The sequence below is a fragment of the Pseudomonas sp. RW3S2 genome (assembly GCF_014268955.1).
GTDB classification, from domain to species: domain Bacteria; phylum Pseudomonadota; class Gammaproteobacteria; order Pseudomonadales; family Pseudomonadaceae; genus Aquipseudomonas; species Aquipseudomonas wayambapalatensis.
Genome location: NZ_JABWRM010000030.1, coordinates 1 through 26,737, shown reverse-complemented (window position 1 = coordinate 26,737; position 26,737 = coordinate 1). Strand labels below are relative to the sequence as shown.

The following is a 26,737-nucleotide window of genomic DNA, read 5'->3' as shown; positions in this document are numbered from 1 at the left end:
TGGTGGGTGATGACGGGATCGAACCGCCGACCCTCTGCTTGTAAGGCAGATGCTCTCCCGGCTGAGCTAATCACCCTCGCGATGTTGCTTGGTGCGTTTGCTTCGCTGAGGCCGCGAAATTTACGCAGGTACCGATGCTAAGTCAATAGCCCCGTTGAATTTTTTTTCAAAAACCTGAAAAAGCGCCAGAACGAAAAAGGAGCCTTGTCGGCTCCTTTGCTTTGCACAGCGGCAAGTGACGCGTCAGCTGTAGATCATCTTGCGGCTCATGCCGCCATCGACCACAAACTCCTGGCCGGTGACGAATCCAGCCTGACGCGACAACAGCCAGGCCACCAGTGCCGCAACATCCTCCACCGTCCCTACCCTGCCCGTTGGATGCTGGGCATGGTCGGCTTCGGTGAGGGGTTCAGCGCGGCGCTGGGACGGATCGCGCGCGTCGACCCAGCCAGGGCTGACGGCGTTGACCCGGATCTCCGGCCCCAGGCTCATGGCCAGGGCGTGAGTCAGTGCCAGCAGCCCGCCCTTGCTCGCGGCATAGGCCTCGGTGTCCGGCTCCGACTGACGTGCACGTGTGGAGGCCAGGTTGACGATCGCCCCGCCATGCGCGCGCAGGTAAGGCGCACAGTGCTTGGCCAACAGCATCGCGCCACTGAGGTTGACCGCCAATACACGATTCCATTGCGCGAGGCTCAGGCTTTCGAGTGTATGGTTGTGCGGGTTGGCAATGGCCGCGTTGCACACCAGCGCATCCAGACGCCCGAACTGGCCCAGTACCTGCGCCACGCCAGCGCTGACCTGAGCCTCGTCGGAAACATCCATGGCGATGAACCAGGCGTTGCTGCCCAGTGTCTTGGCAACCTTGGACCCACGTTGGCGATCCAGGTCACTCAACACCACCTGCCAACCTTCGCAGATCAGCCAGGCGGCGATGCCCAGGCCGATGCCGCGCGCGGCACCGGTCACCAGGGCCACCCGACCGTTATGGTCTGGCTCGCCGCCTGCCCAGTCGATCACAGCGCTGCCAACCCACGCGCCAGGTCAGCCTGCAGGTCGGCGACGTCCTCAAGCCCCACCGCAACGCGAATCAGGCTGTCGCGGATGCCGGCTGCCTCACGCTCCTGCGGGCTCAGACGACCGTGGGAGGTGGTCGCCGGATGGGCGATAGTGGTCTTGCTGTCACCCAGGTTCGTGGTGATCGAAATCACTCGAGTGGCGTCGATAAAGCGCCAGGCGCCCTCTTTGCCACCCTTGACCTCGAAGCTGACCACGGCGCCGAAGCCACTCATCTGGCGCTTGGCCAGTTCGTGTTGCGGGTGGCTTGGCAGGCCGGCGTAATGCACCTTCTCTACACCATCCTGCTGCTCCAGCCACTCAGCCAAGGCCTGCGCGCTCTCGCAGTGTGCACGCATGCGCAGCTTGAGGGTCTCAAGGCCCTTGGTGAAAATCCAGGCATTGAACGGGCTGAGGGTCGGCCCCGCGGTACGCAGAAAGCCCACCACTTCCTTCATCTGCTCGGCACGACCGGCAACCACACCGCCCATGCAACGGCCCTGGCCGTCAATGAACTTGGTCGCGGAGTGGAAGACGATGTCGGCACCCAGCTTGAGTGGTTGCTGCAGCGCCGGAGTGCTGAAGCAGTTGTCCACCACCAGCATCGCGCCACCGGCATGGGCGATTTCGGCCAGTGCAGCGATATCCACCAGTTCTGCCAGCGGGTTGGACGGCGACTCGACGATCAGCAGCTTGGTGTTGGCCTTGAGGGCGCTCTTCCAACCGCCGAGATCGACCAGCGGCACATAGTCCACCTGCACGCCGAAGCGCTTGAAATACTTTTCGAACAGGCTGATGGTCGAGCCGAATACGCTCTGCGATACCAGCACGTGATCGCCAGCGCTGCACAGCGACATGACCACGGCGAGAATCGCCGCCATGCCGGTGGAAGTCGCCACGGCCTGCTCTGCGCCTTCCATGGCCGCCAGGCGTTCCTCGAAGGCACGCACGGTCGGGTTGGTGTAGCGCGAATAAACGTTGCCCGGCGTTTCGCCAGCAAACCGCGCAGCCGCATCGGCGGCCGTGCGGAAGACATAGCTGGAGGTCAGGAACAGTGCTTCGCTGTGCTCGCCCTCAGGCGTACGGTGCTGACCGGCACGCACTGCCAGGGTGTCGAAACCGACACCCTCCAGGTCGCTGTCCAGCCGTCCGGCATCCCATTGATCCGTCATGCCGTTACTCCTAAAAAGCCCAAAGTCAGTTGTTGTACAGGTCGATGATCGCGCTGACAGCCTGGGTCTTGACCTTGGCCGCATCGTTACGAGCCTGCTCGATACGTTCCAGATAGGCATCGTCGATGTCGCCGGTGACGTATTCACCGTTGAACACCGCGCAATCGAAGTGCTCGATCTTGATCTTGCCACCACCGACCGATTCGATCAGGTCCGGCAGGTCCTGATAAATCAGCCAGTCGGCGCCAATCAACTCGGCCACCTGTTCGGTGGTACGGTTGTGGGCGATCAGCTCGTGAGCGCTCGGCATGTCGATGCCGTAGACGTTGGGGTAACGCACAGCCGGCGCCGCGGAGCAGAAGTAGACGTTCTTCGCGCCTGCCTCACGGGCCATCTGGATGATCTGCTTGCAGGTGGTACCACGCACGATCGAGTCGTCCACCAGCATCACGTTCTTGCCACGGAACTCGAGTTCGATGGCGTTGAGCTTCTGGCGTACGGACTTCTTGCGCGCAGCCTGGCCGGGCATGATGAAGGTACGGCCGATGTAGCGGTTCTTGACGAAGCCTTCGCGGAACTTCACACCCAGGTGGTTGGCCAGTTCCAGGGCCGCGGTGCGGCTGGTGTCCGGGATCGGGATGACCACGTCGATGTCGTGCTCGGGGCGCTCGCGGCGGATCTTCTCGGCCAGCTTCTCACCCATGCGCAGACGCGCCTTGTACACCGAGACACCATCCATGATCGAGTCAGGACGGGCCAGGTAAACATGCTCGAAGATGCAGGGTTGCAGTTTCGGGTTGTTGGCACACTGCTTGGTGTACATCTGCCCTTCTTCGGTGATGTATACCGCTTCACCCGGCGCCAGGTCACGGATCAGGGTGAAACCGAGGACGTCCAGGGCAACGCTTTCGGAGGCGATCATGTACTCGACGCCTTCGTCGGTGTGGCGCTGGCCGAACACCACCGGGCGAATCCCGTTGGGATCGCGGAAGCCGACGATGCCGTAGCCGGTGATCATCGCCACCACCGCATAGCCACCGACGCAGCGGCTGTGCACGTGAGAGACCGCCGCGAACACGTCTTCCTCGGTTGGCTGCAGCTTGCCGCGTACAGCCAGCTCATGGGCGAACACGTTGAGCAGCACTTCCGAGTCGGAATTGGTGTTGACGTGACGCAGGTCGGACTCGTAGATCTCCTTGGCCAACTGCTCGACGTTGGTCAGGTTGCCGTTGTGCGCAAGGGTGATGCCATATGGCGAGTTGACGTAGAACGGCTGGGCCTCGGCCGAGGTGGAGCTGCCCGCGGTCGGGTAGCGCACATGGCCGATGCCCATGTGGCCGACCAGGCGCTGCATGTGGCGCTGCTGGAAGACGTCGCGCACCAGGCCATTATCCTTGCGCAGGAACAACCGGCCGTCATGGCTGGTAACGATACCGGCAGCGTCCTGGCCGCGGTGCTGGAGGACCGTTAGCGCGTCATACAGCGCCTGATTGACGTTCGACTTACCGACGATACCGACGATGCCACACATGCGACGCAACCCCTACTTTGACGAAACTTGAGTGAAAAGCGCTCAGGGCCGGGATGGACCGAGCAGCTGTTCCTTGAACGGAAGATCAACTGGAGAGCTGATCCCACTGGACATCCACTGACCGGCAAAACCGAGAATCAGGTTCTTCGACCAGTCAGCGACCAATAGAAATTGTGGTATCAGGCGTGATTCCTGCCACCACGGATCCTGTTGTACCGGGCCCAGGCTGAGCAGCCCGACGGCCACCACCACCAGCAAGGCCCCGCGCGCGGCGCCGAACGCCATGCCGAGGAAACGATCGGTGCCGGACAGCCCGGTCACGCGGATCAGCTCGCCGACGAGGAAGTTGATCATCGCCCCCACCAACAGGGTGGCGACGAAAAGAATGGTACACCCGGCGATGATTCGTGCCGAGGGTGTCTGGATATAGCTCTCCAGGTACTGCGACAGCGACCCGCCGAACATCCAGGCGACCGCGCCGGCAATGATCCAGATGAGCAAGGACAAGGCTTCCTTGACGAAGCCGCGCTTGAGACTGATCAGTGAGGAAACGGCGACGACCGCAATGATCGCCCAATCAACCCAGGTAAATGCCACGGTGCTGCCTGCAGACGTTTGAGGCGGCGCATTTTAACAGAGCGAAGGGCTTGGGGTAAGCGGAATGTCACGTCGCTGAAGGCCTGCAGCCTGACTTCCAGGACAACTTTGCCGCATTCGCGAAGGATGGAATCCGAACGAAAAACGGCCCTGCCCGACCTGCATCAATGTGCAGATCGGGCAGGGCCGTCCGGATTCAGCCTCGTTCCGGCTGGAAACGAACCACGATACCCTTGAGATTCTGCTGGCGGTTGATCACATCACGCACACGCTCGGCTTCAGCGCGGTCGATCAGCGGACCGACGAACACCCGATTCATGCCGTCAGCCGAACGGATGTAGGCGTTGTAGCCCTGACTGCGCAGGGTCTTCTGCAGGTTATCGGCCCCAGCGCGGTTGGACAGGCTGGCCAGTTGGATCGACCAACTTACCGGCAGACCGTTGGCGTCGATCTTCGACGCTGCCGCCGGCTTGCTTGCACTGGCGGTGGCAGCAGGTGCCGGAGTGGCAGGCTGCACCGGGCGCGTTTCAACTTTAGCGGCAGGCGCTGGCGGCTTGACCACCGGCACCTGGGCGACCTGCGAAGGCGACGGAGTGATCGGCTGGCTTGGCGCGCTGACCGGCGCAGTGGACTCATCGACCACCACCGGCGCTTGCTCCGAGGGATCGGGCAGCGCCTGGGGCTCCGGCACCTGCACAGGCTCCACCTTGACCTCAGGCAGGCTTGGCATGGCCGGCGCCTGGGGCGCCTCGACACGCACCTGGCGCATCTCGTCCTCGCGGGTGAACAGCATCGGCAGGAAGATCACCGCCAGCGCCACCAGCACCAGCGCACCGACCATGCGCTGCTTCATCCCTTTATCCAGCACTGCCATCTACTCCATCCTCCGGGGCCTGCCGCTCGAGCCATTCCAAGGCTTGGCCGACGCAGAAAAACGAACCGAACAGCAGGATCTGGTCATCCGCCGTTGCCTGTGCACACTGCCCTTCGAGGGCTGCGGCGACACTGGCATAAGACTTCACCGTAGCACCTTCGTTCGTCAAGGCGGTGGCCAGTTCGGCAGCGGTGCGGCTGCGCGGGGTGTCCAGAGGGGTTACCGCCCAGTCGTCGACCAGGCCCTGCAATGGCGCGATCACGCCTTCCAGATCCTTGTCTGCGAGCAGGCCGAAAACCGCCAGGCGACGCCCCTTCAGCGGGCGTGCAGCCAGGCGGCGAGCCAGGTACTCGGCGGCATGCGGGTTGTGCCCGACATCCAGCAGCAGCTCCACCGCCTTGCCCTGCCAGGTCAACTGGCGACGGTCCAGGCGACCGGTAATGCGGGTATCGAGCAATGCCTGGCGAACTTGCGCTGCCTGCCACGGCAAACCCATCAGCAGATAGGCCTGCAGTGCCAGGGCAGCGTTTTCCATGGGCAGGTCGAGCAGCGGCAGGTCATGCAGTTCCACCGACTGACCATCGGTCGCAGTACCACGCCAGCTCCAGCGGCCTTCAGCGCTGCCAAGGTCGAACTCACGCCCACGCAGGAACAGCGGCGCAGCCAGTTCGGCGGCCTTGTCCAGCAGCGGCTGCGGTGGGTCCAGGTCGCCGCACAGCGCCGGCTTGCCCGCACGGAAGATGCCAGCCTTCTCGAAGGCCACCAGTTCGCGGGTATCACCCAGGTAATCGACATGGTCGACACCGATGCTGGTCACCAGCGCCAGGTCGGCATCCACCACGTTCACGGTGTCCAGACGGCCACCAAGGCCCACTTCGAGCACCACGGCATCGAGCTGCGACTGCTGGAACAGCCAGAACGCCGCCAACGTACCCATCTCGAAGTAGGTAAGGGAAATCTCGCCCCGCACCGCCTCGACGGCGGCGAAGGCTTCGCACAGTCGCTCATCGCTGGCTTCGACGCCATCGATCAGCACCCTTTCGTTGTAACGCAACAGGTGCGGCGAGCTGTACACGCCGACCTTCAGCCCCTGGGCACGCAGCAGCGAGGCGACGAACGCGCAGGTCGAGCCCTTGCCGTTGGTGCCGGTAACCGTCACCACCCGCGGCGCCAGCCGACCGAGCGCGAGGCGCGCCAGCACCTGCTGCGAACGCTCCAGGCCCATGTCGATGGCCGAAGGGTGCAACTGCTCGAGGTATGCGAGCCACTCGCCCAGAGTACGCTGGCTCATCACGCGACGACGGCCGCTTCTTTCGCCTGCTCGGGGGTCGGTTGGCCGGTCATCTGGGCCAACAGGCGGGCCAGGCGTGGACGCAGCTCATGACGGGAGATGATCAGGTCGATGGCGCCGTGCTCCAGCAGGAACTCGCTGCGCTGGAAGCCCTCTGGCAGTTTTTCGCGCACGGTCTGCTCGATCACACGCGGGCCGGCAAAGCCGATCAACGCCTTCGGTTCGCCAACGATGACATCGCCCAGCATCGCGAGGCTGGCGGATACACCACCATAGACCGGGTCGGTCAGCACCGAGATGAACGGGATGCCCTCTTCACGCAGGCGCGCCAGCACCGCCGAGGTCTTGGCCATCTGCATCAGCGAGATCAGCGCTTCCTGCATGCGCGCACCGCCGGAGGCGGAGAAACAGATCATCGGGCAACGGTTTTCCAGGGCGTAGTTGGCTGCGCGCACGAAGCGCTCGCCGACGATGGCACCCATCGAACCCCCCATGAAGGAGAACTCGAAGGCGCTGACCACGATCGGCATGCCCATGAGGGTACCGCTGACCGAGACCAGCGCGTCCTTCTCGCCAGTCTGCTTCTGGGCAGCGGTCAGGCGATCCTTGTACTTCTTGCCATCACGGAACTTCAGGCGATCGACCGGTTCCAGGTCGGCACCGAGCTCGGCGCGGCCTTCGACATCGAGGAAGATGTCGATACGCTCACGGGCGCCGATACGCATGTGATGGTTGCACTTGGGGCAGACGTCGAGTGTTTTTTCCAGCTCCGGACGATACAGCACGGCTTCGCAAGCCGGGCACTTGTGCCACAGGCCTTCCGGCACCGAGCTCTTCTTCACCTCGGAACGCATGATCGAAGGGATCAGTTTGTCTACCAACCAGTTGCTCATGCTCTATTCTCCCGTTTTGGCCGCTGGCGGGCTTGCTGTCGCCTGCCCTGCCCCGACCCTTGAGCTCAAATTCGTGTTCGAAACGACGATGGACCGGTCACGGGGACCACCCGCGCACCACTCCACCTTCAACCTGTACGCCGACGCCCCTGGCGTCGCGTGTTCTGATGACCAGCCCCACGGGCCAGCCGGGCAGCACCGGGCTGCGATAGCTATGGACGATGGCACGCCGCCAACCGTCACATCCACCGTCACGCCGCGCGGACCGCGCGCATGAAGGCTTCGATCTTGCTGGCATCCTTGATGCCCTTGGCCTGCTCGACGCCGCCACTGACGTCCACCGCATAGGGTCGAACCTGGGCAATGGCCTGGCCGACGTTGTCCGCCGACAACCCGCCCGCGAGGATGATCGGCTTGCTCAGGCGCTTCGGCACCAGCGACCAATCGAAGGCTTCGCCAGTCCCCCCCGGCACGCCGGCCACGTAGGTGTCCAGGAGAATGCCACGGGCGCCGGAGTACTGCTGGCAGGCAGCCTCGATATCATCCCCGGGGCGCACTCGCAGGGCCTTGATCCACGGGCGATGATAGCCTCCGCAATCAGCGGGGGTTTCGTCGCCGTGGAACTGTAGCAGGTCCAGTGGAACCACCTCGAGGATCTCGTTCAGCTCACAGCGTGACGCGTTGACGAACAGCCCCACCGTGGTCACGAAGGGCGGCAACTGCTCGATGATCGCCCGCGCCTGGCGCACATCCACCGCGCGCGGGCTCTTGGCATAGAAGACGAAGCCAATGGCATCGGCACCGGCCTCGACGGCGGCCAGCGCATCTTCGATGCGGGTAATCCCGCAGATCTTGGTGCGGACGTTGCTCATGGACGACGAACCTTGAGTGATCGGTGAAGGGCCGGATGTTAGCAAATGACGTTTCGCCCGTCAGTCTGCCAACGCCTCGTAGCCTGTAAGAAAGTGTGGGCCGATGTAACGCTGCGGCAGGGCGAACTCTTCCGGATACTCCACCTGCACCAGGTACAGGCCGTAAGGGTGCGCCGTCACGCCCCCCTCCCGACGGTTGCGCCCCTCGAGCACCGCACGGGCCCACTCCACAGGGCGCTCGCCAGCACCGATGGTCATGAGCACACCAGCGATATTGCGCACCATGTGATGCAGGAAGGCCGTGGCACGTACATCGAGCACGATCATCCGACCATGGCGGGTAACACGCAGGTGGTGGATATGCTTGATCGGCGACTTGGCCTGGCACTGGCTGGCCCTGAACGCGCTGAAGTCATGGGTGCCGAGCAAGTATTCGGCGGCCTCGGCCATCGCCGCGACATCCAGCGGGCGGTGATTCCAGGTCACCTCTTCGGCCAGGTGCGCCGGACGGATCGGATCGTTGTAGATGACGTAGCGGTAACGCCGGGCGGTGGCCTTGAACCGCGCATGGAAGTGCGCAGGCATCGTCCGCGCCCAGACCACGCTGATGTCATGGGGCAGGTTGAAGTTGGTGCCCAGGGTCCAGGCACGCTCGTCACGCACTGCACGGGTATCGAAGTGCACCACCTGACCGCAGCCGTGAACGCCTGCGTCGGTGCGCCCGGCGCACATGACACTGATCGGCGAGTCAGCGACCTTCGACAATGCCTGCTCCAGCGCCTGCTGGACACTGGGCACGCCGCTGGCCTGGCGTTGCCAGCCGCGGTAGCGCGAACCTTTGTATTCCACGCCCAGGGCGATGCGCGAGTACCCTTCAGCCGCCGATTCGGCCGTGTCGATGTCGTTGATGTCCAAGAAAGCCAAACCTGTGGATGAAACGAAAAGGCGGCCATTATAACGACAACGGCAGCCCTCAGGGCTGCCGTTGTCCGATCGGGGTCAGCTACGCGTCAGACCAGACGCGACAGCATGTCCTGCGCCTCCTGGCGCTGACCGTCGTCGCCATCCTTGACCACCTCGTCGAGGATATCCCGGGCGCCCTGGTGATCGCCCATGTCGATGTAGGCGCGAGCCAGGTCGAGCTTGGTGGCCACTTCGTCGGTGCCGGAGAAGAAGTCGAAGTCCAGGTCATCCAGGGCTCCAGGCTCGAGCGCCGCATCCTCGGCAGTGAAGTGCGGCTCCAGCGACGGCGATGCCAGGCTCTGCGACAACTTGTCGAGCTCGGCGTTGACGTCACTGAGCTCCGAGGCGAAGTGCTTGTCGGCCGGCGATTCGTCATCCAGCGACAACGACAGGTCGAAGTCGTCCGGCAGCTCGAGCTCGGAAATCGGGTCGAATTCCGGAATCTCGTCGAAGGCAGCCAGCTCGGCAGCGACATCCACGGGCGCCTCCGGCTCGGCAGCAGGCGGCGCGGCTACCGCAGACTCACCGACATCCAGATCGAAGTCCGCCAGATCATCCAGGCTTTGTGGCTCGGATTGCGCCTGAGCCTGCGCCAGCAACGCTTCGAAATCGTCGTCGGCATCACTCGCGGCGACCGGCTCGGGCTGAATCGCCGGCTCAGCCACGACCTCGAGCGCTTGCGTCGCCTCAGGTGCATCCAGCACCGGGGCATCGAGCGGGTCGTCGAGCGTCAGGTCATCGTCCAGACTCAGGTCGAACGCGCTGTCCAGATCGTCCGTGGCGGTGGCGGTCACGTCGTCGAGGTCCGGCACGCTGTCCAGCTCAGGCTCAGGCTCGGGCGCCACCGCTACCGCTTCGTCGACAACCGGCTCGGGCTCTGCGGCAGGTGCAGCCTCGTGCTCCTGAAGCAGCTCCTGCACATACTGCTCGTCCATCTCCGCCGCCAGCGCAGCCGCGCCGAGCCCTGCCACCGCTGCAACACCGAGCATGGCCGGATAACGCTGCTTGAGCCCCTCGACTTCGCCCTGGTTCTCAGGTGTACCGGGCAACTGACGCTCCTGGCCGGCGAACGCGTCCTGATCACCTTGGCGGGCGTAGACTTCCATCAGTTTCAGGCGCAGGTCGCTGCGCTGCGGCTCAGCAGCCACCACCGGCTCCAGCAGAGTCGCGGCGTGGTTCAAGCGCCCCTTGGCGACACTCTCGTCGACCTCGGCCAACAGCGCCGCGTGCGGATCGGCATCAGCCGGAGCGCTGGCAACGACTGGTTTTTCCGCCGCAGCCGCGGCTGCAGCAGAGGCCGCCACCACGGCAGGCGCCAAGGTCACGCTCGGCGCCGAGACATCCAGCCCATCGAAACTGCTGGGCGGCAGGTCCAGATCCGGACCGCGCTCACCTTCCTCGGCCAGGGCCCGCGCCATGCGCAGGTGCTTCTCTGCTTCCTGCTGGGCCTTGCGCTTGCGCGCCAGAAGCAGCAACAGGAGCAGCAACACGAGGAAGGCCGAGCCCGCCAACAGCGCCAGCAGCAGCGGATTGCCCAGCAGTTCGTCGAGTACGCTCGGTTGCTGCTCTGGCGCCGCCGCTGCTTGCGGCGCAGTATCCGCCGCTGCGGGCGGTGGCGTGACCGCAGGTTCGCCAGGCGCCAGCTGGGCGTTGACCACCGGCTCGACCGGCGGCGTCGCGGCTACAGGTGCTGCCGGCTCGGCGGCACCTTGCGCCTCGAGACGCGCCAATTGGTCGTTCTTCAGTTCGATCAGACGCTGCAGCTTGTCCAGCTGGCTCTGCAGGTCGGTCATCCGGCTCTTGAGTTCTTCGTTGTCGCGGCGGCTGGTATCCAGGCTTTCCTGGGCCACGGCCAGCTTGTCGCTGAGGGCCTTGGCACTACCGGCACCCGCCTGGGTGCCGGGCGCAACCAGCCGCAGGTTATCGCCCTGGGCGATACGTGCAGGCGCGGCTTCGGCGGCACCTCGACGGGTAGCGTCCAACTGCCGCGCACGCGGCCCCAGGCGCCGACCTTCGCGCCAGGCCGCGTACTGCTCGGAAACCTCGCGGATCGCCTCGCCCTGGGCGATGCTGCGGATCTGCTGCTGGTCAGGAAGACGCAGCACCTGACCGGTCTTGAGCTGGTTGATGTTGTTGCCGATGAAGGCATCGGGATTCAGGGCCTGGATCGCCAGCATGGTCTGCTGGATCGAACCGCCGTGGGTGTTGCGCGCAGCGATCTGCCAGAGCGTGTCGCGCTGGCGCGTGGTGTAGCTGGCGGCGCTCACCGCCGGGCTGATGGTGCCCTGGGCAGGCTTGGCGTTGGCCTGTTGCGGCTTGTCGAGCGCCACGTTGTAGTCACGCAACAGCCGCCCTTGGGGCCACATCACCTGAACCAGGAACTTGACCACCGGCTCCGGCAGCGGCTTGCTGGATGTCACGCGCAACACGCTGCGACCGTTGGGGTTGATCACCGGCGTGAACGTCAGGTCTTCCAGATAGGCGGGCAGCGTCACCCCAGCCTTGGCGAACTCCTCGGGAGGGGCCAGGCTCGGCGCCACTTCGGCGGCGGTGAGGTCGCGCACATCGAGCAACTCGATCTCGGCATCCAGCGGCTGGTTCTGCGCCGACTTGAGGGTCAACTCCCCCAGGCCAAGGGCATTGGCCATGCCGGACGACAGCGCCGAGGCGGCCGCGATGGCCAGAACCAGTTTGCGAATTCGAAGCATGACCTCTTCCCTTGTATGAATCGTCCTAAAAACCTGCCAGTGGTGTAGGACAAAATTGCTGGCCAGTATCTTTTACGCCATTTTTTTTATCAACAATTGCGCCAATTGTACGGCGTTGAGCGCCGCACCCTTGCGCACGTTGTCGGTGGTCAGCCACAAGTTGAGTTGCTGATCCTCATCGACGCCATGGCGTACACGACCAACATAGACCACGTCTTGGCCCACTGCGTCACCGACAGGGGTCGGATAATCGTCATTTTCCACACGCTCGACGCTGACAGCGGCATCCAGCGCCTGGTTGACCGACTGCAGATCGACCGGCTGACGGCTCTGCACCGCCACACTGAAGCTATCGCCGAAAAACACCGGGACTTGAACGCAACTCACGGAAATCTTCAGTTCAGGCAGCCCCAGCAGCACGCGCAGTTCGCTGACCAGGCGACGCTCCAGCGTTGCATGCCCCTGCTCATCGGTGGCACCCACCTGCGCCAGCAGGTTGAACGCCACCTGGCGATCGAAGAAACGCGGCTCCAACGGGCGGGCGTTGAGCAGCTCGGCCGTCTGCCGCGCCAGCTCGTTCACCGCCTCGCGCCCCTGGGACGAGATGGCCAGGCAGGCCATCACCTGGACCCGCTCGATATCCAGCAACCCCTTGAGCGGTGCCAACGCGACAGCCAGAGCAACAGCGGCGCTGCTTGGGCTGGCCAGCAAGGCTGGCAATGCAAGGCTGTCCACGACCTCGCCATTGGCCTCCGGCACCAGCGCCAGCGCGTCATCCAGCCCGCCCGACAGATCGATCACCGAGCAGCCGGCCTCGCGTGCCTTCTGCGCAAAACTGCGGCTGACGGCAGCACCTGCTGCGAAGAACGCCAGCTTGACCTGGGCGAAGTCGAAGCTGTCCACCTCACGCACTCGCACCTTCTTGCCGGCGAACATCACACTGCTGCCCGCCGACTCCATGCTGGCCAGCAGGTGCAGGGTCGCGACCGGGAACTCCAGCTCCTCGAGAATCTGCACGAGGGTCTCACCGACGCTGCCGGTGGCGCCGACAACGGCGATATCTAGGGGTTGGCTCATGGTTTGGCTCCTTCTGCGGGTACGGCGGGAGCGGCACTTTACTTGATTGCCGCACAAACAAAAAACCCGCGCTGTCTCCAGCACGGGTTTTCGCTCAGCTTGAGGCGATCAACGCTCCAGCAGAATCCGCAACATGCGACGCAGCGGCTCGGCAGCGCCCCACAGCAGTTGGTCGCCGACAGTGAAGGCCCCCAGGTACTGGGAACCCATGTTCAGCTTGCGCAGACGACCGACCGGAATGTTCAGGGTACCGGTCACGTTGGTCGGACTCAGTTCCTGCATGCTGATCTCGCGCTGGTTCGGCACCAGCTTCACCCAGGGGTTGTGCTGGCTGATCATGCCTTCGATATCGGCGATCGGCACGTCCTTGTTGAGCTTGATGGTCAGGGCCTGGCTGTGGCAGCGCATGGCGCCGATACGTACGCAGATGCCATCGACCGGAATCGGGCTCTTGAAGCGGCCGAGGATCTTGTTGGTCTCGGCCTGCGCCTTCCACTCCTCACGGCTCTGCCCGTTTGGCAGTTCCTTGTCGATCCACGGGATCAGGCTGCCGGCCAGCGGCACGCCGAAGTTCTCGGTCGGGTAGGCTTCGCTGCGCATGGCTTCGGCAACCTTGCGATCGATGTCGAGGATCGCGCTGGCCGGGTTGGCCAGATCGTCGGCCACCGCGGCATGGGTCGCCCCCATCTGCTTGATCAGCTCGCGCATGTTCTGCGCACCAGCACCGGAGGCCGCCTGGTAAGTCATGGCGCTCATCCACTCGACCAGGCCGGCTTCGAACAGCCCGCCCAGGCCCATCAGCATCAGGCTGACGGTGCAGTTGCCGCCGATGTAGTTCTTGGTGCCAGCGTCCAGCTGCTGGTCGATGACCCTGCGGTTGACCGGGTCGAGGATGATGACCGCATCATCCTGCATGCGCAGGGACGAGGCGGCGTCGATCCAGTACCCCTGCCAGCCGGCTTCGCGCAGCTTGGGGAAGACCTCGTTGGTGTAGTCGCCGCCCTGGCAAGTCAGGATCACGTCGAGGGTCTTGAGCTCTTCGATCGAATAAGCGTCCTTGAGCGGAGCAATATCCTTGCCCACGTTCGGGCCTTGGCCACCCACGTTGGAGGTGGTGAAGAACACCGGCTCGATAAGGTCGAAGTCCTGCTCCTCCAGCATCCGCTGCATGAGCACGGAACCGACCATACCGCGCCAACCGATCAGACCTACACGTTTCATCGCAACTACACCTTTGCTAAAAAGTGGGCCGCCATCGAAGGGAAACGATGGCGGGCCAGAGAGATTACAGATTCCGCAGCGCTGCGACTACTGCGTCGCCCATTTCCTGCGTACCGACCTTGGTGCAACCGGCCGACCAGATGTCGCCGGTACGCAGCCCCTGATCCAGCACCCGGCTCACAGCCTGCTCGATCGCCTCGGCAGCGGCCTGCTGGTTGAAGCTGTAACGCAGCATCATCGACACCGAGAGGATGGTCGCCAGCGGGTTGGCGATGCCCTGGCCTGCGATGTCAGGCGCCGAGCCGTGGCATGGCTCGTACATGCCCTTGTTGTCGGCATCCAGCGAAGCAGAAGGCAGCATGCCGATGGAACCGGTCAGCATGGAAGCCTCATCCGACAGAATGTCACCGAACATGTTGTCGGTCACCACCACGTCGAACTGCTTGGGTGCTCGCACCAGCTGCATCGCGGCGTTGTCGACATACATGTGGCTCAGTTCGACGTCCGGGTAGTCCTTGGCCACGTCTTCGACCACTTCACGCCACAGCTGGCTGGAAGCCAGGACGTTGGCCTTGTCCACCGAGCACAGTTTCTTGCCGCGCACGCGAGCCATGTCGAAGCCCACGCGGGCGATGCGGCGCACTTCACTCTCGCTGTAGGGCAGGGTGTCATAGGCCTGGCGCTCGCCGCCTTCGAGTTCGCGCTGGCCGCGCGGAGCACCGAAGTAGATGCCACCGGTCAGTTCGCGGACGATGAGGATGTCCAGCCCGGAGACGATCTCGGGCTTGAGCGACGAAGCGTCAGCCAGTTGCGGATAGAGGATCGCCGGACGCAGGTTGGCAAACAGGCCCAGTTGCGAACGAATCTTCAGCAGACCGCGCTCAGGACGGATATCACGCTCGATCTTGTCCCACTTCGGCCCGCCGACGGCGCCGAGCAGCACGGCATCGGCCCTGCGCGCGCGCTCCAGGGTTTCGTCAGCCAGCGGTACGCCGTGCTTGTCGATGGCAGCACCACCGATCACGTCGTGCTCCAGGGCGAAGCCCAGGCCGAACTTGTCGTTGGCCAGTTCCAGCACCTTGACCGCCTCGGCCATGATTTCCGGACCGATGCCATCACCTGGGAGAATCAGAATCTGCTTGCTCATGCTTTCCTCTATTCATTCAAACAGCGCGGCCCGTTCAGCCACGCCGAAAACTCTATCGCTCGGCCCACAGCACCAGGACATCGGTGCTGAAGGAGCCATCGGCTTCGATCTGGTAATACTGCCGCACTTCCTCGCCCATCGCCTGCTGCAACTGGCGAATGGCCACACGCATCGGTTCTGGGGTACGCATGCGCTCCACCCAGGATGCGAACTCCAGACGCAGGCGCTGACGGCTATGGCTGCGCGTGAACAGCCCTGCCTCACTGACCTGGCGCTGCCACTGGGCGGCAGAATAATCACGCACGTGGCTGGTGTCGCGCAGCACCTCGACGCTTTGCAGGTAGGTGTCGAGCAACGGGCTGCCCGGCGACATGACATCGACGAATGCCGCCACGCCACCGGGCTTGAGCACCCGTCGCACTTCACGCAGGGCCAGGCCCAGGTCGCTCCAGTGATGTGCCGAATAGCGGCTGAAGACGAAGTCGAACGATGCGTCGGCGAACGGCAGACGCTCGGCGGCGCCGCGCTCGGTGACGATATTGCCCAGCCCACGCTCGCTGGCGGCCTTGGCAACCACGTCAAGCATCGACTGGGAAAGATCGTATGCCACCACTTCGGCCACCAGTGGGGCCACGTGAAAACTGACATGACCGGCGCCACAGCCCAGGTCCAGCACGCGAGCAGCGCCCTGCCCTTGCAGCTCGGCCTGCAGCAGGGCGAACTCGCTGCCCTGGGCATGCACGGTGCTGCTGAGGTAGGCGCTCGCCTGCTCGCCGAACTGGCGCTGGACTACTTCGGTGTGGCTGGTACCCGTCATGATTGAATCCTTTTGGTTTTATTGCCTGTACCGGCCTCTTCGCGGGCAAGCCGCTCCCACTAATACAGCATTGCCTCAGGCCTTGTGATATCTGTAGGAGCGGGCTTGCCCGCGAAGAGGCCGGTACTGTCACCTACCTGCTTCAAGCATCCCGGAACAGCCAGGGCTGCGCGGCGCGGTGCTTGCCTTCGAAGGCCTTGATCGCGTCGCTGTCCTGCAAGGTCAGACCGATGTCGTCCAGGCCGTTGAGCAGGCAGTGCTTGCGGAACGCATCGATCTCGAAGTGCAGCACCTTGCCATCTGGACGGGTGACAGCCTGCGCCTGCAAGTCGATGGTCAGCTGGTAGCCCGGGTTGGCTTCGACCTGCTTGAACAACTCATCCACTTCCTCATCGCTGAGGATGATCGGCAGCAGGCCGTTCTTGAAGCTGTTATTGAAGAAGATGTCGGCAAAGCTCGGCGCAATGATGCTGCGGAAACCGTACTCGTCCAGCGCCCAAGGTGCGTGCTCGCGGCTGGAGCCGCAACCGAAGTTCTCCCGCGCCAGCAACACGCTGGCACCCTGGTAGCGTTCGTGGTTGAGCACGAACTCCTTGTTCACCGGGCGCTTGCTGTTGTCCTGGTAGGGCTGGCCCACGTCCAGGTAGCGCCACTCGTCGAACAGGTTGGGGCCGAAGCCGGTACGCTTGATCGACTTGAGAAACTGCTTGGGGATGATCTGGTCGGTGTCGACGTTGGCACGATCCAACGGCGCGACGAGGCCGGTGTGCTGGGTAAAGGCTTTCATGCTGCGCTCCCTTGGATCAACTCGCGGACATCGATGAAATGGCCAGTTACCGCAGCGGCGGCGGCCATGGCCGGGCTGACCAGGTGGGTACGACCACCGGCACCCTGACGGCCTTCGAAGTTGCGATTGGACGTCGAGGCGCAATGCTCGCCGCTTTCCAGGCGGTCCGGGTTCATCGCCAGGCACATGGAGCAACCTGGTTCACGCCACTCGAAGCCCGCCTCGAGGAAGATCTTGTCCAAGCCCTCACGCTCGGCCTGGGCCTTGACCAGACCCGAGCCCGGCACGACGATGGCCTGCTTGACGGTAGCGGCAACCTTGCGGCCCTTGGCGATGTCCGCCGCAGCGCGCAGGTCTTCGATCCGCGAGTTGGTGCAGGAGCCGATGAACACGCGGTCCAGCTGGATATCAGTGATCGCCTGGTTGGCAGTGAGGCCCATGTACTTGAGCGCGCGCTCGATCGAACCACGCTTGATCAGATCGGCCTCGGCGGCCGGATCCGGCACGCGCTGGTCGACGGCGAGCACCATTTCCGGGGAAGTGCCCCAGCTGACCTGCGGCTTGATCTGTGCAGCGTCGAGTTCGACCACGGTGTCGAACACGGCATCATCGTCGGAGACCAGGTCTTTCCAGGCTTCGACGGCACGTTTCCAGTCCTCGCCCTTGGGCGCATACGGACGGCCTTCGACATAGGCAACGGTGGTCGCATCGGTAGCCACCAGCCCGACACGGGCCCCGGCTTCGATGGACATGTTGCAGATGGTCATGCGGCCTTCCATCGACAGCTCGCGGATGGCGCTGCCGGCGAACTCCATGGCGTGGCCATTGCCACCGGCAGTACCGATCTTGCCGATGACGGCAAGCACGATATCCTTCGCGGTGACGCCGACCGGCAACTGGCCTTCGACGCGTACCAGCATGTTCTTCATCTTCTTGGCAACCAGGCACTGGGTGGCGAGCACGTGCTCGACCTCGGAGGTGCCGATGCCATGGGCCAAGGCCCCGAAGGCGCCGTGGGTCGAGGTGTGCGAGTCACCGCAGACTACGGTCATGCCCGGCAAGGTGGCGCCCTGCTCCGGGCTGATGACGTGGACGATGCCCTGGCGCTCGTCGTTCATCTTGAATTCGACGATGCCGTATTCGTCACAGTTCTCGTCCAGGGTCTGCACCTGCAGGCGCGACACTTGGTCGACGATGGCCTCGATACCGCCCTTGCGCTCTGGCGTGGTCGGCACGTTGTGGTCGGGCGTGGCGATGTTGGCGTCGATGCGCCATGGCTTACGATTGGCCAGGCGCAGGCCTTCGAAAGCTTGCGGCGAAGTCACTTCATGGATGATGTGACGATCGATATAGATCAAGGACGAGCCATCGTCGCGCCGTTTGACTTCGTGCGCATCCCAGAGTTTGTCGTAGAGCGTTTTGCCAGCCATCAGACTGTTCCTCATCAGCGTCTTTCTATGCCAATAACCCCTTGGCTTGTACGGACGATGCTATGGGGTTAGATTGAATAACTCAAATTCATAATTTTTATACTTTGGATAACCAATAGGAATTCGAGCGCATGGATCTCGCCAACCTCAGCGCCTTCATCGCCATCGCCGAAACCGGAAGTTTTTCCGGCGCCGGTGAGCGCCTCCACCTGACCCAGCCTGCCGTCAGCAAACGCATCGCCGGCCTGGAGCAGCAACTGGATGTACGCCTGTTCGATCGCCTGGGCCGTGAGGTCACCTTGACCGAAGCCGGCCGAGCTCTGCTGCCTCGCGCCTATCAGATCCTCAATGTACTGGATGATACGCGCCGCGCCCTGACCAATTTGACAGGAGAAGTTACCGGGCGCCTGACCCTGGCCACCAGCCATCATATCGGCCTGCACCGCCTGCCCCCGCTGCTGAGGGCTTTCACCCGACAGTACCCTTCCGTGGCACTGGATATTCAGTTCCTAGATTCAGAAACGGCCTACGACGAAGTTCTCCATGGCCGGGCGGAAATCGCAGTGATCACCCTGGCCCCCGAGCCCCATCACCTGGTCCGGGCCGTTCCAGTATGGGATGACGCCCTGGATTTCGTAGCGGCCCCGGAGCACGCCCTGGCCCTTGATGGAGATGTCAGCTTGGCCGATATCGCCCGCCACCCCGCCGTGTTCCCCGGCGGCAACACCTTTACCCATCACATTGTGCAGCGCTTGTTCGAGAGTCAGGGCCTGACGCCGAACATCGCCATGAGCACCAACTACCTGGAGACCATCAAGATGATGGTTTCCATCGGTCTCGCGTGGAGCGTGCTGCCACGTACTATGCTCGATGAACAGGTTGCACCCATCGCCTTGCCCGGCATACAGCTGTCGCGCCAGCTAGGCTACATTTTGCATACGGAACGAACGCTGTCGAATGCGGCAAAGGCGTTCATGGCATTGCTCGACAGCCACTCAGGGTCCGCCTGACCGTCCATCAGCCAGGCATTTCACTTACAAGGACGCTTCATCCGCCAAAGGTCTGGTACCGATGCCCAAATCAGCAAACCGCTTTCCGCGCCTGCCGCGCATTCCTGCGGTCGACCCCCAGGAGTCCGAGCAGGCCTGGCAGAATGCTCCGCAATTGCTGGCGGCGCTGAATGGCGCACGCCTGGGCGCCTGGCTGTGGGATATCGAAACCGGCCGGGTGAGTTGGTCGCGAGGCACGCAGGCGTTGTTCGGTTTCGACCCCTTGCGCCCGCTACCCGCGGACATCGACTACCTGGACCTGTTGCCGGAGGAAGATCGCACCCGCACCCGCCAGTTGTTCCACGCCGTGGTCAATGGCGAGCCCGTGGAGCAGGCCATGCGTCATCGCATCCGCTGGCCGGACGGCAGCCTGCACTGGCTGGAAATCAATGGCAGCCTCACCCATGATCGCCATGGCCGTCCGCAGATGATCGGGGTGATCCGCGAGATCACTCGCCAGCGTGATCGCGAAACCGCATTGATCAACTCGGAAAAGCGTTTTGCCACCCTCTTCCACCTCAGCCCCAATGCCATCCTGCTGACCCGCCGCAACGATGGCATGATCTTCGAGGTCAACCAGCACTTCGAGGACATGTTCGGCTGGCCCGGCGCCCAGGTCGTCGGCAAGACCAGCGTGGAACTCGGCCTCTGGGTTCACCCCGAGCAGCGACAGCAAGTACTGGAGGCCACCCGCAGCAGTGGTAGCCCGGTGATCATGGAAGTCCAGTTCCGCGCCACCAGCGGCAACATCCACGATGGCATCCTCTGCACCCAGGGTATCGAGCTCGAAGGCATCACCTACCTGATCAGCACCTTTGTCGACACCACCGAGCGCAAGCGGGCCGAACAGGCACTCAAGGACAGCCAGGAGCGCCTGGACCTGGCCCTGGACTCGGCGCAGTTGGGTACCTGGGACTGGCACATTCCCAGCGGCATGCTCTATGGCTCCGCGCGCGCCGCGCAACTGCACGGCCTTGACCCGGTGCCCTTCCATGAGTCCTTCGACGCCTTCTTCGAAGGCGTGCCCGAGGAAGAACGCAGCGTCATGCGTCAAGCCTACCGTAGCCTGCGCGAAGGGCCGGCCGGCAACTACCAGATCACCTATCGCGTCCAGCTGGAGAACGGCGCATCGCGCTATATCGAAAGCCGTGCGCGGCTTTATCGCGACGAAGATGGCAACCCACTGCGCATGGCCGGCACCTTGCTGGACATCACCGACCAGGTCGAGCGCGAGCAACGCCTGAGCGCCTCGGAAGAGAAGTTCGCCAGCCTGTTCCAGGTCAGCCCCGACCCGATCTGCGTCACTCACCAGGATACGGGCCAGTTCATCGAGATCAATCCAGCCTTCACCCAGACCTTCGGCTGGGAGGCCGAACAGGTCATCGGGCGCAGCGCCGAGCAGATCGGCCTGTGGGCCGAGTCGTCCGAGCGCGCCCAGCGTATCGAACGGGTGATCCGCGAGCAGGCCTTGAGCAATGTCGCGGTCGTGGTCAACCACCGCAATGGCTCACCGCTCACCTGCGTGATCTCCAGCCGTCTGATCACGGTAGACAGCCAACCCTGCAGCGTCACCACGCTACGTGACATCACCCAGCAACAGCGCGCCGAAGCGGCACTCAAGGCCAGCGAGGAGAAGTTCGCCAAAGCCTTCCACTCGAGCCCCGACGCCATCACCATCACCGAACGGCACAGTGGCCGCTATGTCGAGGTCAACGACGGCTTCTGCCGCCTGACCGGATACAGCAGCAGCGAGGTGGTGGGCCGTACCGTTTTCGAACTGGGCATCTGGGCCGACGACAAGCAACGAGCTGCCTTGCTTGCCGAACTCGGGGAGCGTGGCCGTGTACACCACCGGGAAATGCTCGGGCGCAACAAGCGCGGAGACATCCTGACCGTCGAGGTGTCCGTCGAGCCGATCAGCCTCAATGAAACCGACTGCCTGCTGCTGACCGCCCGCGATGTCAGCCAGTTGAAGAACGCACAGGCGCAGATCCGTCACCTGGCCTACCACGATCCGCTGACCAACCTGCCCAACCGTGCCCTGCTGATGGACCGGCTCAGCCAGCAGATCGCCCTGCTCAAGCGTCACAACTTGCGCGGCGCCCTGCTGTTCCTCGACCTGGACCACTTCAAGCACATCAACGACTCCCTGGGCCACCCCGTCGGCGACACGGTATTGAAGATCATCACTGCCCGCCTCGAAGCCAGCGTACGCCTGGAAGACACCGTGGCACGCCTGGGCGGCGACGAATTCGTGGTCCTGCTCAGCGGTCTCGAGGGAAGTCGCGAGCACGTCGAGGGCAAGGTTCGCGAGTTGGCCGACACCCTGCGCGAGCTGCTGGCCGAACCCATGTCGCTGGATGGCCAGCGCCTGCAGGTGACGCCCAGCATCGGCGTGGCACTGATTCCCGACCATGGCGCCACCCCGGCCGACTTGCTCAAGCGTGCAGACATCGCCCTTTACCGGGCCAAGGATTCCGGGCGCAATACCACCCAGCTGTTCCACACCACCATGCAGAAAGCGGCCAGCGAGCGCCTGCGCATGGAAAACGACCTGCGCCTGGCACTGGCGCGTGGCGAACTGGCCCTGCACTTCCAGCCCCAGGTGGACGCCCGCGACAACCGCATCGTCGGCGCCGAAGTGCTCTTGCGCTGGCACCATCCGCAACTTGGCCAGCAAGCGCCCTCACAGTTCATCCAGGTACTCGAGGAAAGCGGCCTGATACTCGAGGTGGGCAGCTGGATCCTCGACGAAGCCTGCGACGCCTGCGCGCGCATGCTTGAGGATGGGCTGATCAGTGCCGACGATTTCAGCCTCTGCGTGAATATCAGCCCCAGGCAATTCCGCCAGAATGATTTCGTCGAGCGGGTACTACGCAGCCTCGACGACTATCGCCTGCCCAGGCGCATGCTCAAACTGGAGATCACCGAGGGCATCGTCATCCAGAACCTGGAAGACACCATCAACAAGATGCGCGAACTCAAACGCTACGGGGTGAGCTTCGCCATGGATGATTTCGGCACGGGCTATTCGTCGCTGACCTACCTCAAGCGCCTGCCGGTGGATGCGCTGAAGATCGACCAGACCTTCGTGCGTGACGCGCCCAACGACCCCAATGATGCCGAGATCGTTCGCGCCATCGTGGCCATGGCGCGCAGCCTGGAACTGGCGGTGATCGCAGAAGGTGTCGAACTGACAGAGCAACTGGAGTTTCTCGAGCGCCAGGGCTGCTACCTGTACCAGGGCTACCTGCACAGCCGGCCGCTACCCTTGCCGGAGTTTCGCCAGATCTTGCAGGAAACCCCTGCAGACTATTGATAGCGCACGCCCCACAGGAGGGCGGTGTCACAGAAATGCGAAAGGGCACCCTAGGGTGCCCTTCCATTCACTTCACTGCATTCAATTCAGTGCAGCCTTTTCACCATTGATCGGAATACGCTTGGCCTTGGCTTCTTCCGGCACGACGCGCAGCAGGTCGATGCTGAGCAGGCCGTTAGCCAGACCGGCGGCTTTTACTTCGATGTGATCCGCCAGGCGGAACGACAGCTTGAAAGCACGCTGGGCGATACCCTGATGCAGATAGGTGACTTCGGCAGCGCCATTTTCGCGCTTGCCACCGGTAACGGTCAGGACGCCTTTTTCGACCTGAAGGTCGAGATCCTGCTCCTGGAAGCCGGCTGCAGCAACCACGATGCGATAGTGGTCATCGCCATGCTTTTCGACGTTGTAGGGCGGGTAGCTGCTACCGGCCTCATTACGTGCCGCGGATTCGAACAGGTCATTGAAACGATCGAAACCTACGGAATGGCGGAACAGTGGTGCGAGGGAGAAAGCGGTAGTCATGGTCATAAACTCCTGAGATTCAGCAAGTAAGTCACTACGCGACCCGACTTCGGCATCGCGTACTCAAGAGATAAGGTCAGGCAACGGACTTTCAAGGGCTCTCATGAAAAAATCTGCCCACCCCGCACGATGCAGCTGCCCATCAGGCGACGCACTCGGTGAAAGAGGCTGTTTTCACTGGCTCGACACCCAACAGCCGGCTGATGCGTGCGCAGTCATCCTCGCGCCGCAACTCGGCGAACAACAGTACAGCCTCCGGGTAGCTGCGGGTCAACATCGCCAACCACTGCTTCATCCGCCCGGGCGCATAGCGTGGCGACAATTTGGCCTGCGCCTGGCGCCAGAACTCGCGCAGCAGCGGTAACAGATCGCTCCATACCATCGGCTGGTAGTCCCGCCCCTCGCGGGCAGCGGCGATCTGCAAGCCCAGATCCGGCCGCGACACCAGCCCGCGCCCGAGCATGATGTTTTCGGCGCCGCTGACTTCGCGGCAGCGTCGCCAATCATCGACGGTCCAGATCTCGCCATTGGCAAAGACCGGCACCTTGACCACGTCCTGCACCCGCGCCACCCACTCCCAGTGAGCCGGCGGCTTGTAACCCTCTACCTTGGTTCGCGCATGCACCACCAGGTGCTGCGACCCACCCTCGGCCAGCGCGATGCCACACTCCAGCGCACCATCCGGACTGTCGAAGCCCAGACGCATCTTCGCCGTCACCGGGATCTGCGCCGGCACCGCCCGTCGAACCTCACGAACGATGGCATGCAGCAGCTCGGGCTCCTTGAGCAGCACAGCGCCCCCGCGAGACTTGTTCACGGTCTTGGCCGGGCAGCCGAAGTTAAGGTCGATTATCGGTGCCCCGAGTTCACAGGCCAGGGCGGCGTTGTCCGCCAGGCACAGCGGATCGGAGCCCAGCAACTGCACACGCATCGGCGTGCCGGCAGCCGTGCGCGCACCGTTGCGCAACTCGGGTGCCAACTTGTCGAACGACGAAGGTGGCAGCAAGCGATCACAGACACGGATGAACTCGGTGACACACCAGTCGATACCACCGACGCGGGTCAGCACGTCGCGCAGGATGTTGTCGACCAGCCCCTCCATGGGGGCCAGGGCAATTTGCATTTCAGGGTCTCGACGAGAAAAGGCGGCAGTCTAGCAAAAAATGGCCGTCGATCAGGCGCCGATCAGCGCCGGACCATAGCCTTCGAGAAACTCGGCCGGCATGCGTCTGGGCTTGCCGCTGGACAGCTCGATACAGGCAAAGGTGGTTTGCGCGCGCAACAGGGTGACCCCGTCACTCGGGCGCTTGAGCTGGAAACGACGGGTCATGCGCAGGCGCTGATCCCAGTCGATGATCCAGGTGGCCAATTGCAGCTCGTCGTCTTCGTACGCCGCTGCCAGGTAATCGATCTCATGGCGGACCACGGCCATTGCCCGATCCAGACGACGATACTCGGCAAGGTCCAGCCCCAGGCGTTGTGAATGACGCCAGGCGCAGCGCTCCAGCCAGGTGACGTAGACCGCGTTGTTGGCGTGACCGAGGCCGTCGATATCCTCGGTGCCGACGCGAAGGTCGATGATGAATGGCGCTGCCAGATCCCAGCTCATGCCCGCTCCTGTAGTCAGTGAACGGGCAGAGTGTAACGGATGCTCAGGCGCTTTGCCGTGCCGGTTGGGTCGTACGTGCCAGCAACTCGAGCACAGCCTGGGTCAGACGCGGATCAGCCAGCACCCGTTGATGCCCACCCTCCTCCAGCAGCAACAGGCGACTGTCGAACCAGGCCTTGTGAATGACCTGAGCCTCACTGGCCGCAACCAGCGCATCGTCAGCCGCATGAACGACCAGCCCAGGCAACTCGAGCTGGTAGCCACTGACATCCAGCCGATCGATCTGCACGCCTACGTCGCGCTCGACCTGGCGAATGAAGGCTGCACGCGCCCGCCCAGGCATCCCCAGGCGCCGGGCAAAACCGCGCAACACCCCGAGCAATTGGGCAGGTGCAGCAATGCTCACCGCCGACTCGGCACGCAATCCCCACTGCAACGCCAACATGACGCTGGCGCCGCCCATCGAATGACCGATCACCGCCCGTAAAGGCGGCAGCTCCGCCGCGGCCTCAAGCAGTGCCCGGGCGAACAGCACCACATGCGCCTGCTGCCCCGGCGAACGGCCATGGGCCGGCCCCTCGAGGGACACGACCGTATGCCCTGCCTGCACCAGAGCTTCGATCAGCGCGGCGAACTGAGTGGGCCGCCCCTCCCAGCCGTGCATCAGGAGCACCGTCGGCCCCTTGCCCCAGCGCAACGCCGAAAGACCGAAGCGCAGGGTGATCCGCTCGGCAGATGCCAATAACGGCAGTTCCCATTGCCGCGCAGGCAGGTTGCGCGGCGTCATGAAGGCGCGACGCATGCGCCCGGCGACATGCTCGGGGGCCAGATGGCCAAGGGTGCCGTTGACGCTGCGAATCCAGCTCAGGGTAGTCATCGCCTTGCTCCAGAGTTGAGGTTGCTCAGATAACCGCCGACTTGGCGGCGCGCAGAATACGGTCGGAAAGCTCGGAAGCGCCCAAGGCTCGGGCCAGGGCCAGGCCGCCGACCATCAGGGCGAGGTCGGCGAATGCCTTGTCGATATCCTCGGGACGATCGACCATCTGCGCCGTCATCAGCTCGAGGTGTTCAGCCAGCTTCTCGCGAAAGGCTTCGGGCAAACGCTGCATCTCACCCAGCGAATTAGGCAAGGGACAGGCGTGCTCATGGGCATCACGGTGCTTGCGCGACAGATAGAAAGCCGCTGCCAGCGCACGACGCTCGGCGCCAGACAGGCTGGGGTCGACTTGCGAGAGCAAGGCCCGTCGCTCACCGAGCAACTGGTCGAATGCCGCCAGCATCAACTCATCCTTGCTGTCGAAATGGGCGTAGAAACCTCCGACAGTGAGGCCTGCCGCAGCCATTACCTGGCCTACGCTGGGGTCGGCTGGCCCCTGCTGGATCAGGGCGCTACAGGCAGCATCGAGAATACGCTCGCGGGTCCTGGTCTTTTTATCGTTCATGGGCACCCCCAAATATGATGATCGAAATATTACGCATGTAATATTTTATGGCAAGCGAAATCGCGTACCGCTGATCGGGCACTTGGAAGATGAAGGAGGTAGAAAAACAAAAGGCCCATTCAATAATCGAATGAGCCTTTGAAGTCCCGTAAAACACGGGTAAAAGTGGCGTCCCCTAGGGGACTCGAACCCCTGTTACCGCCGTGAAAGGGCGGTGTCCTAGGCCACTAGACGAAGGGGACGTAAACCTTCGCACCGATTCATTTTCACGAATGGTGGCAGATTGGTGGAGCTAAGCGGGATCGAACCGCTGACCTCCTGCATGCCATGCAGGCGCTCTCCCAGCTGAGCTATAGCCCC

General features: G+C 63.3%; 23 protein-coding genes and 3 tRNA genes. 2 read left to right on the top strand and 24 right to left on the bottom strand.

The window, feature by feature from the left end; genetic code table 11:
* The 17 genes from HU748_RS25735 to leuC all read right to left on the bottom strand — a co-directional run bounded on the left by HU748_RS25735 (position 1) and on the right by leuC (position 18,433).
* Positions 1–76 (bottom strand) — tRNA-Val (locus HU748_RS25735).
* A 167-nt stretch (positions 77–243) separates the two neighbouring features.
* The gene (locus HU748_RS25730; RefSeq protein ID WP_186722460.1) at positions 244–1,017 is read right to left on the bottom strand and encodes an SDR family oxidoreductase; all 774 of its coding nucleotides are present in this window, start codon (positions 1,015–1,017) and stop codon (positions 244–246) included.
* Positions 1,014–2,225 (bottom strand): O-succinylhomoserine sulfhydrylase, encoded by a 1,212-nt coding sequence (locus tag HU748_RS25725; protein ID WP_186722459.1) that lies wholly within the window; start codon positions 2,223–2,225, stop codon positions 1,014–1,016. Before HU748_RS25725 ends, HU748_RS25730 begins: the two co-directional genes overlap by 4 nt.
* 25 nt (positions 2,226–2,250) lie before the next feature.
* The gene (purF, locus tag HU748_RS25720) at positions 2,251–3,756 is read right to left on the bottom strand and encodes an amidophosphoribosyltransferase (protein ID WP_186666774.1); all 1,506 of its coding nucleotides are present in this window, start codon (positions 3,754–3,756) and stop codon (positions 2,251–2,253) included.
* Positions 3,757–3,798: 42 nt separating this feature from the next.
* Positions 3,799–4,353 (bottom strand): CvpA family protein, encoded by a 555-nt coding sequence (locus HU748_RS25715; protein ID WP_186666775.1) that lies wholly within the window; start codon positions 4,351–4,353, stop codon positions 3,799–3,801.
* Positions 4,354–4,549: 196 nt separating this feature from the next.
* Positions 4,550–5,227: an SPOR domain-containing protein gene (locus HU748_RS25710; RefSeq protein ID WP_186722458.1), complete on the bottom strand. Its 678-nt coding sequence runs from the start codon at positions 5,225–5,227 to the stop codon at positions 4,550–4,552.
* Positions 5,211–6,518, bottom strand: coding sequence for a bifunctional tetrahydrofolate synthase/dihydrofolate synthase (gene folC, locus HU748_RS25705; protein WP_186707927.1), 1,308 nt, complete (start codon positions 6,516–6,518; stop codon positions 5,211–5,213). The genes HU748_RS25710 and folC overlap by 17 nt, the downstream gene beginning before the upstream one ends.
* Positions 6,518–7,411 carry an acetyl-CoA carboxylase, carboxyltransferase subunit beta gene (accD, locus tag HU748_RS25700; RefSeq protein ID WP_054893105.1) on the bottom strand — a complete coding sequence of 298 codons (894 nt, stop codon included), beginning with the start codon at positions 7,409–7,411 and terminating at the stop codon, positions 6,518–6,520. The genes folC and accD overlap by 1 nt, the downstream gene beginning before the upstream one ends.
* Positions 7,412–7,662: 251 nt before the next feature.
* Entirely contained in the window at positions 7,663–8,283 is a 621-nt protein-coding gene (locus HU748_RS25695; RefSeq protein WP_186666778.1) for a phosphoribosylanthranilate isomerase, read from the bottom strand.
* A 60-nt stretch (positions 8,284–8,343) separates the two neighbouring features.
* On the bottom strand, positions 8,344–9,192 hold the full coding sequence (gene truA, locus HU748_RS25690; RefSeq protein WP_346655486.1) for a tRNA pseudouridine(38-40) synthase TruA: 849 nt from the start codon (positions 9,190–9,192) through the stop codon (positions 8,344–8,346).
* A 101-nt stretch (positions 9,193–9,293) separates the two neighbouring features.
* On the bottom strand, positions 9,294–11,954 hold the full coding sequence (locus HU748_RS25685; protein WP_186722456.1) for a FimV/HubP family polar landmark protein: 2,661 nt from the start codon (positions 11,952–11,954) through the stop codon (positions 9,294–9,296).
* Between the two features lie 72 nt (positions 11,955–12,026).
* Positions 12,027–13,031: an aspartate-semialdehyde dehydrogenase gene (locus tag HU748_RS25680; RefSeq protein ID WP_186722455.1), complete on the bottom strand. Its 1,005-nt coding sequence runs from the start codon at positions 13,029–13,031 to the stop codon at positions 12,027–12,029.
* Positions 13,032–13,139: 108 nt separating this feature from the next.
* Positions 13,140–14,252, bottom strand: a complete 1,113-nt coding sequence (asd, locus tag HU748_RS25675) for an aspartate-semialdehyde dehydrogenase (RefSeq protein ID WP_186666781.1) — start codon at positions 14,250–14,252, stop codon at positions 13,140–13,142.
* Between the two features lie 64 nt (positions 14,253–14,316).
* Positions 14,317–15,399 carry a 3-isopropylmalate dehydrogenase gene (gene leuB, locus HU748_RS25670; RefSeq protein WP_186722453.1) on the bottom strand — a complete coding sequence of 361 codons (1,083 nt, stop codon included), beginning with the start codon at positions 15,397–15,399 and terminating at the stop codon, positions 14,317–14,319.
* Between the two features lie 52 nt (positions 15,400–15,451).
* Entirely contained in the window at positions 15,452–16,216 is a 765-nt protein-coding gene (locus tag HU748_RS25665; RefSeq protein WP_186666783.1) for a class I SAM-dependent methyltransferase, read from the bottom strand.
* Positions 16,217–16,358: 142 nt separating this feature from the next.
* Positions 16,359–17,003, bottom strand: coding sequence for a 3-isopropylmalate dehydratase small subunit (gene leuD, locus HU748_RS25660; protein WP_186666784.1), 645 nt, complete (start codon positions 17,001–17,003; stop codon positions 16,359–16,361).
* Positions 17,000–18,433: a 3-isopropylmalate dehydratase large subunit gene (gene leuC, locus HU748_RS25655; protein ID WP_125930420.1), complete on the bottom strand. Its 1,434-nt coding sequence runs from the start codon at positions 18,431–18,433 to the stop codon at positions 17,000–17,002. Before leuC ends, leuD begins: the two co-directional genes overlap by 4 nt.
* Positions 18,434–18,564: 131 nt before the next feature.
* On the opposite strand from leuC, the gene HU748_RS25650 reads away from it, so the two are divergent.
* On the top strand, positions 18,565–19,443 hold the full coding sequence (locus HU748_RS25650) for a LysR family transcriptional regulator (RefSeq protein WP_186666785.1): 879 nt from the start codon (positions 18,565–18,567) through the stop codon (positions 19,441–19,443).
* 61 nt (positions 19,444–19,504) lie between these two features.
* Entirely contained in the window at positions 19,505–22,801 is a 3,297-nt protein-coding gene (locus HU748_RS25645; RefSeq protein ID WP_186722452.1) for a PAS domain S-box protein, read from the top strand.
* Between the two features lie 81 nt (positions 22,802–22,882).
* Here HU748_RS25645 and HU748_RS25640 read toward each other — a convergent pair whose 3' ends face one another.
* The 7 genes from HU748_RS25640 to HU748_RS25610 form a co-directional block, all read right to left on the bottom strand.
* Positions 22,883–23,326 (bottom strand): Hsp20 family protein, encoded by a 444-nt coding sequence (locus HU748_RS25640; RefSeq protein WP_186666787.1) that lies wholly within the window; start codon positions 23,324–23,326, stop codon positions 22,883–22,885.
* 142 nt (positions 23,327–23,468) lie between these two features.
* Positions 23,469–24,449 (bottom strand): tRNA-dihydrouridine synthase, encoded by a 981-nt coding sequence (locus HU748_RS25635; RefSeq protein WP_186722450.1) that lies wholly within the window; start codon positions 24,447–24,449, stop codon positions 23,469–23,471.
* A 51-nt stretch (positions 24,450–24,500) separates the two neighbouring features.
* On the bottom strand, positions 24,501–24,935 hold the full coding sequence (locus tag HU748_RS25630) for a thioesterase family protein (RefSeq protein ID WP_186666789.1): 435 nt from the start codon (positions 24,933–24,935) through the stop codon (positions 24,501–24,503).
* Positions 24,936–24,978: 43 nt separating this feature from the next.
* Positions 24,979–25,812, bottom strand: a complete 834-nt coding sequence (locus tag HU748_RS25625) for an alpha/beta fold hydrolase (protein WP_186666790.1) — start codon at positions 25,810–25,812, stop codon at positions 24,979–24,981.
* Between the two features lie 25 nt (positions 25,813–25,837).
* A complete protein-coding gene (locus HU748_RS25620; RefSeq protein ID WP_186666791.1) occupies positions 25,838–26,377 on the bottom strand; it encodes a TetR/AcrR family transcriptional regulator in 540 nt (179 codons plus the stop codon).
* Positions 26,378–26,543: 166 nt separating this feature from the next.
* Positions 26,544–26,619, bottom strand: a tRNA-Glu gene (locus tag HU748_RS25615).
* Between the two features lie 42 nt (positions 26,620–26,661).
* Positions 26,662–26,737 (bottom strand) — tRNA-Ala (locus tag HU748_RS25610).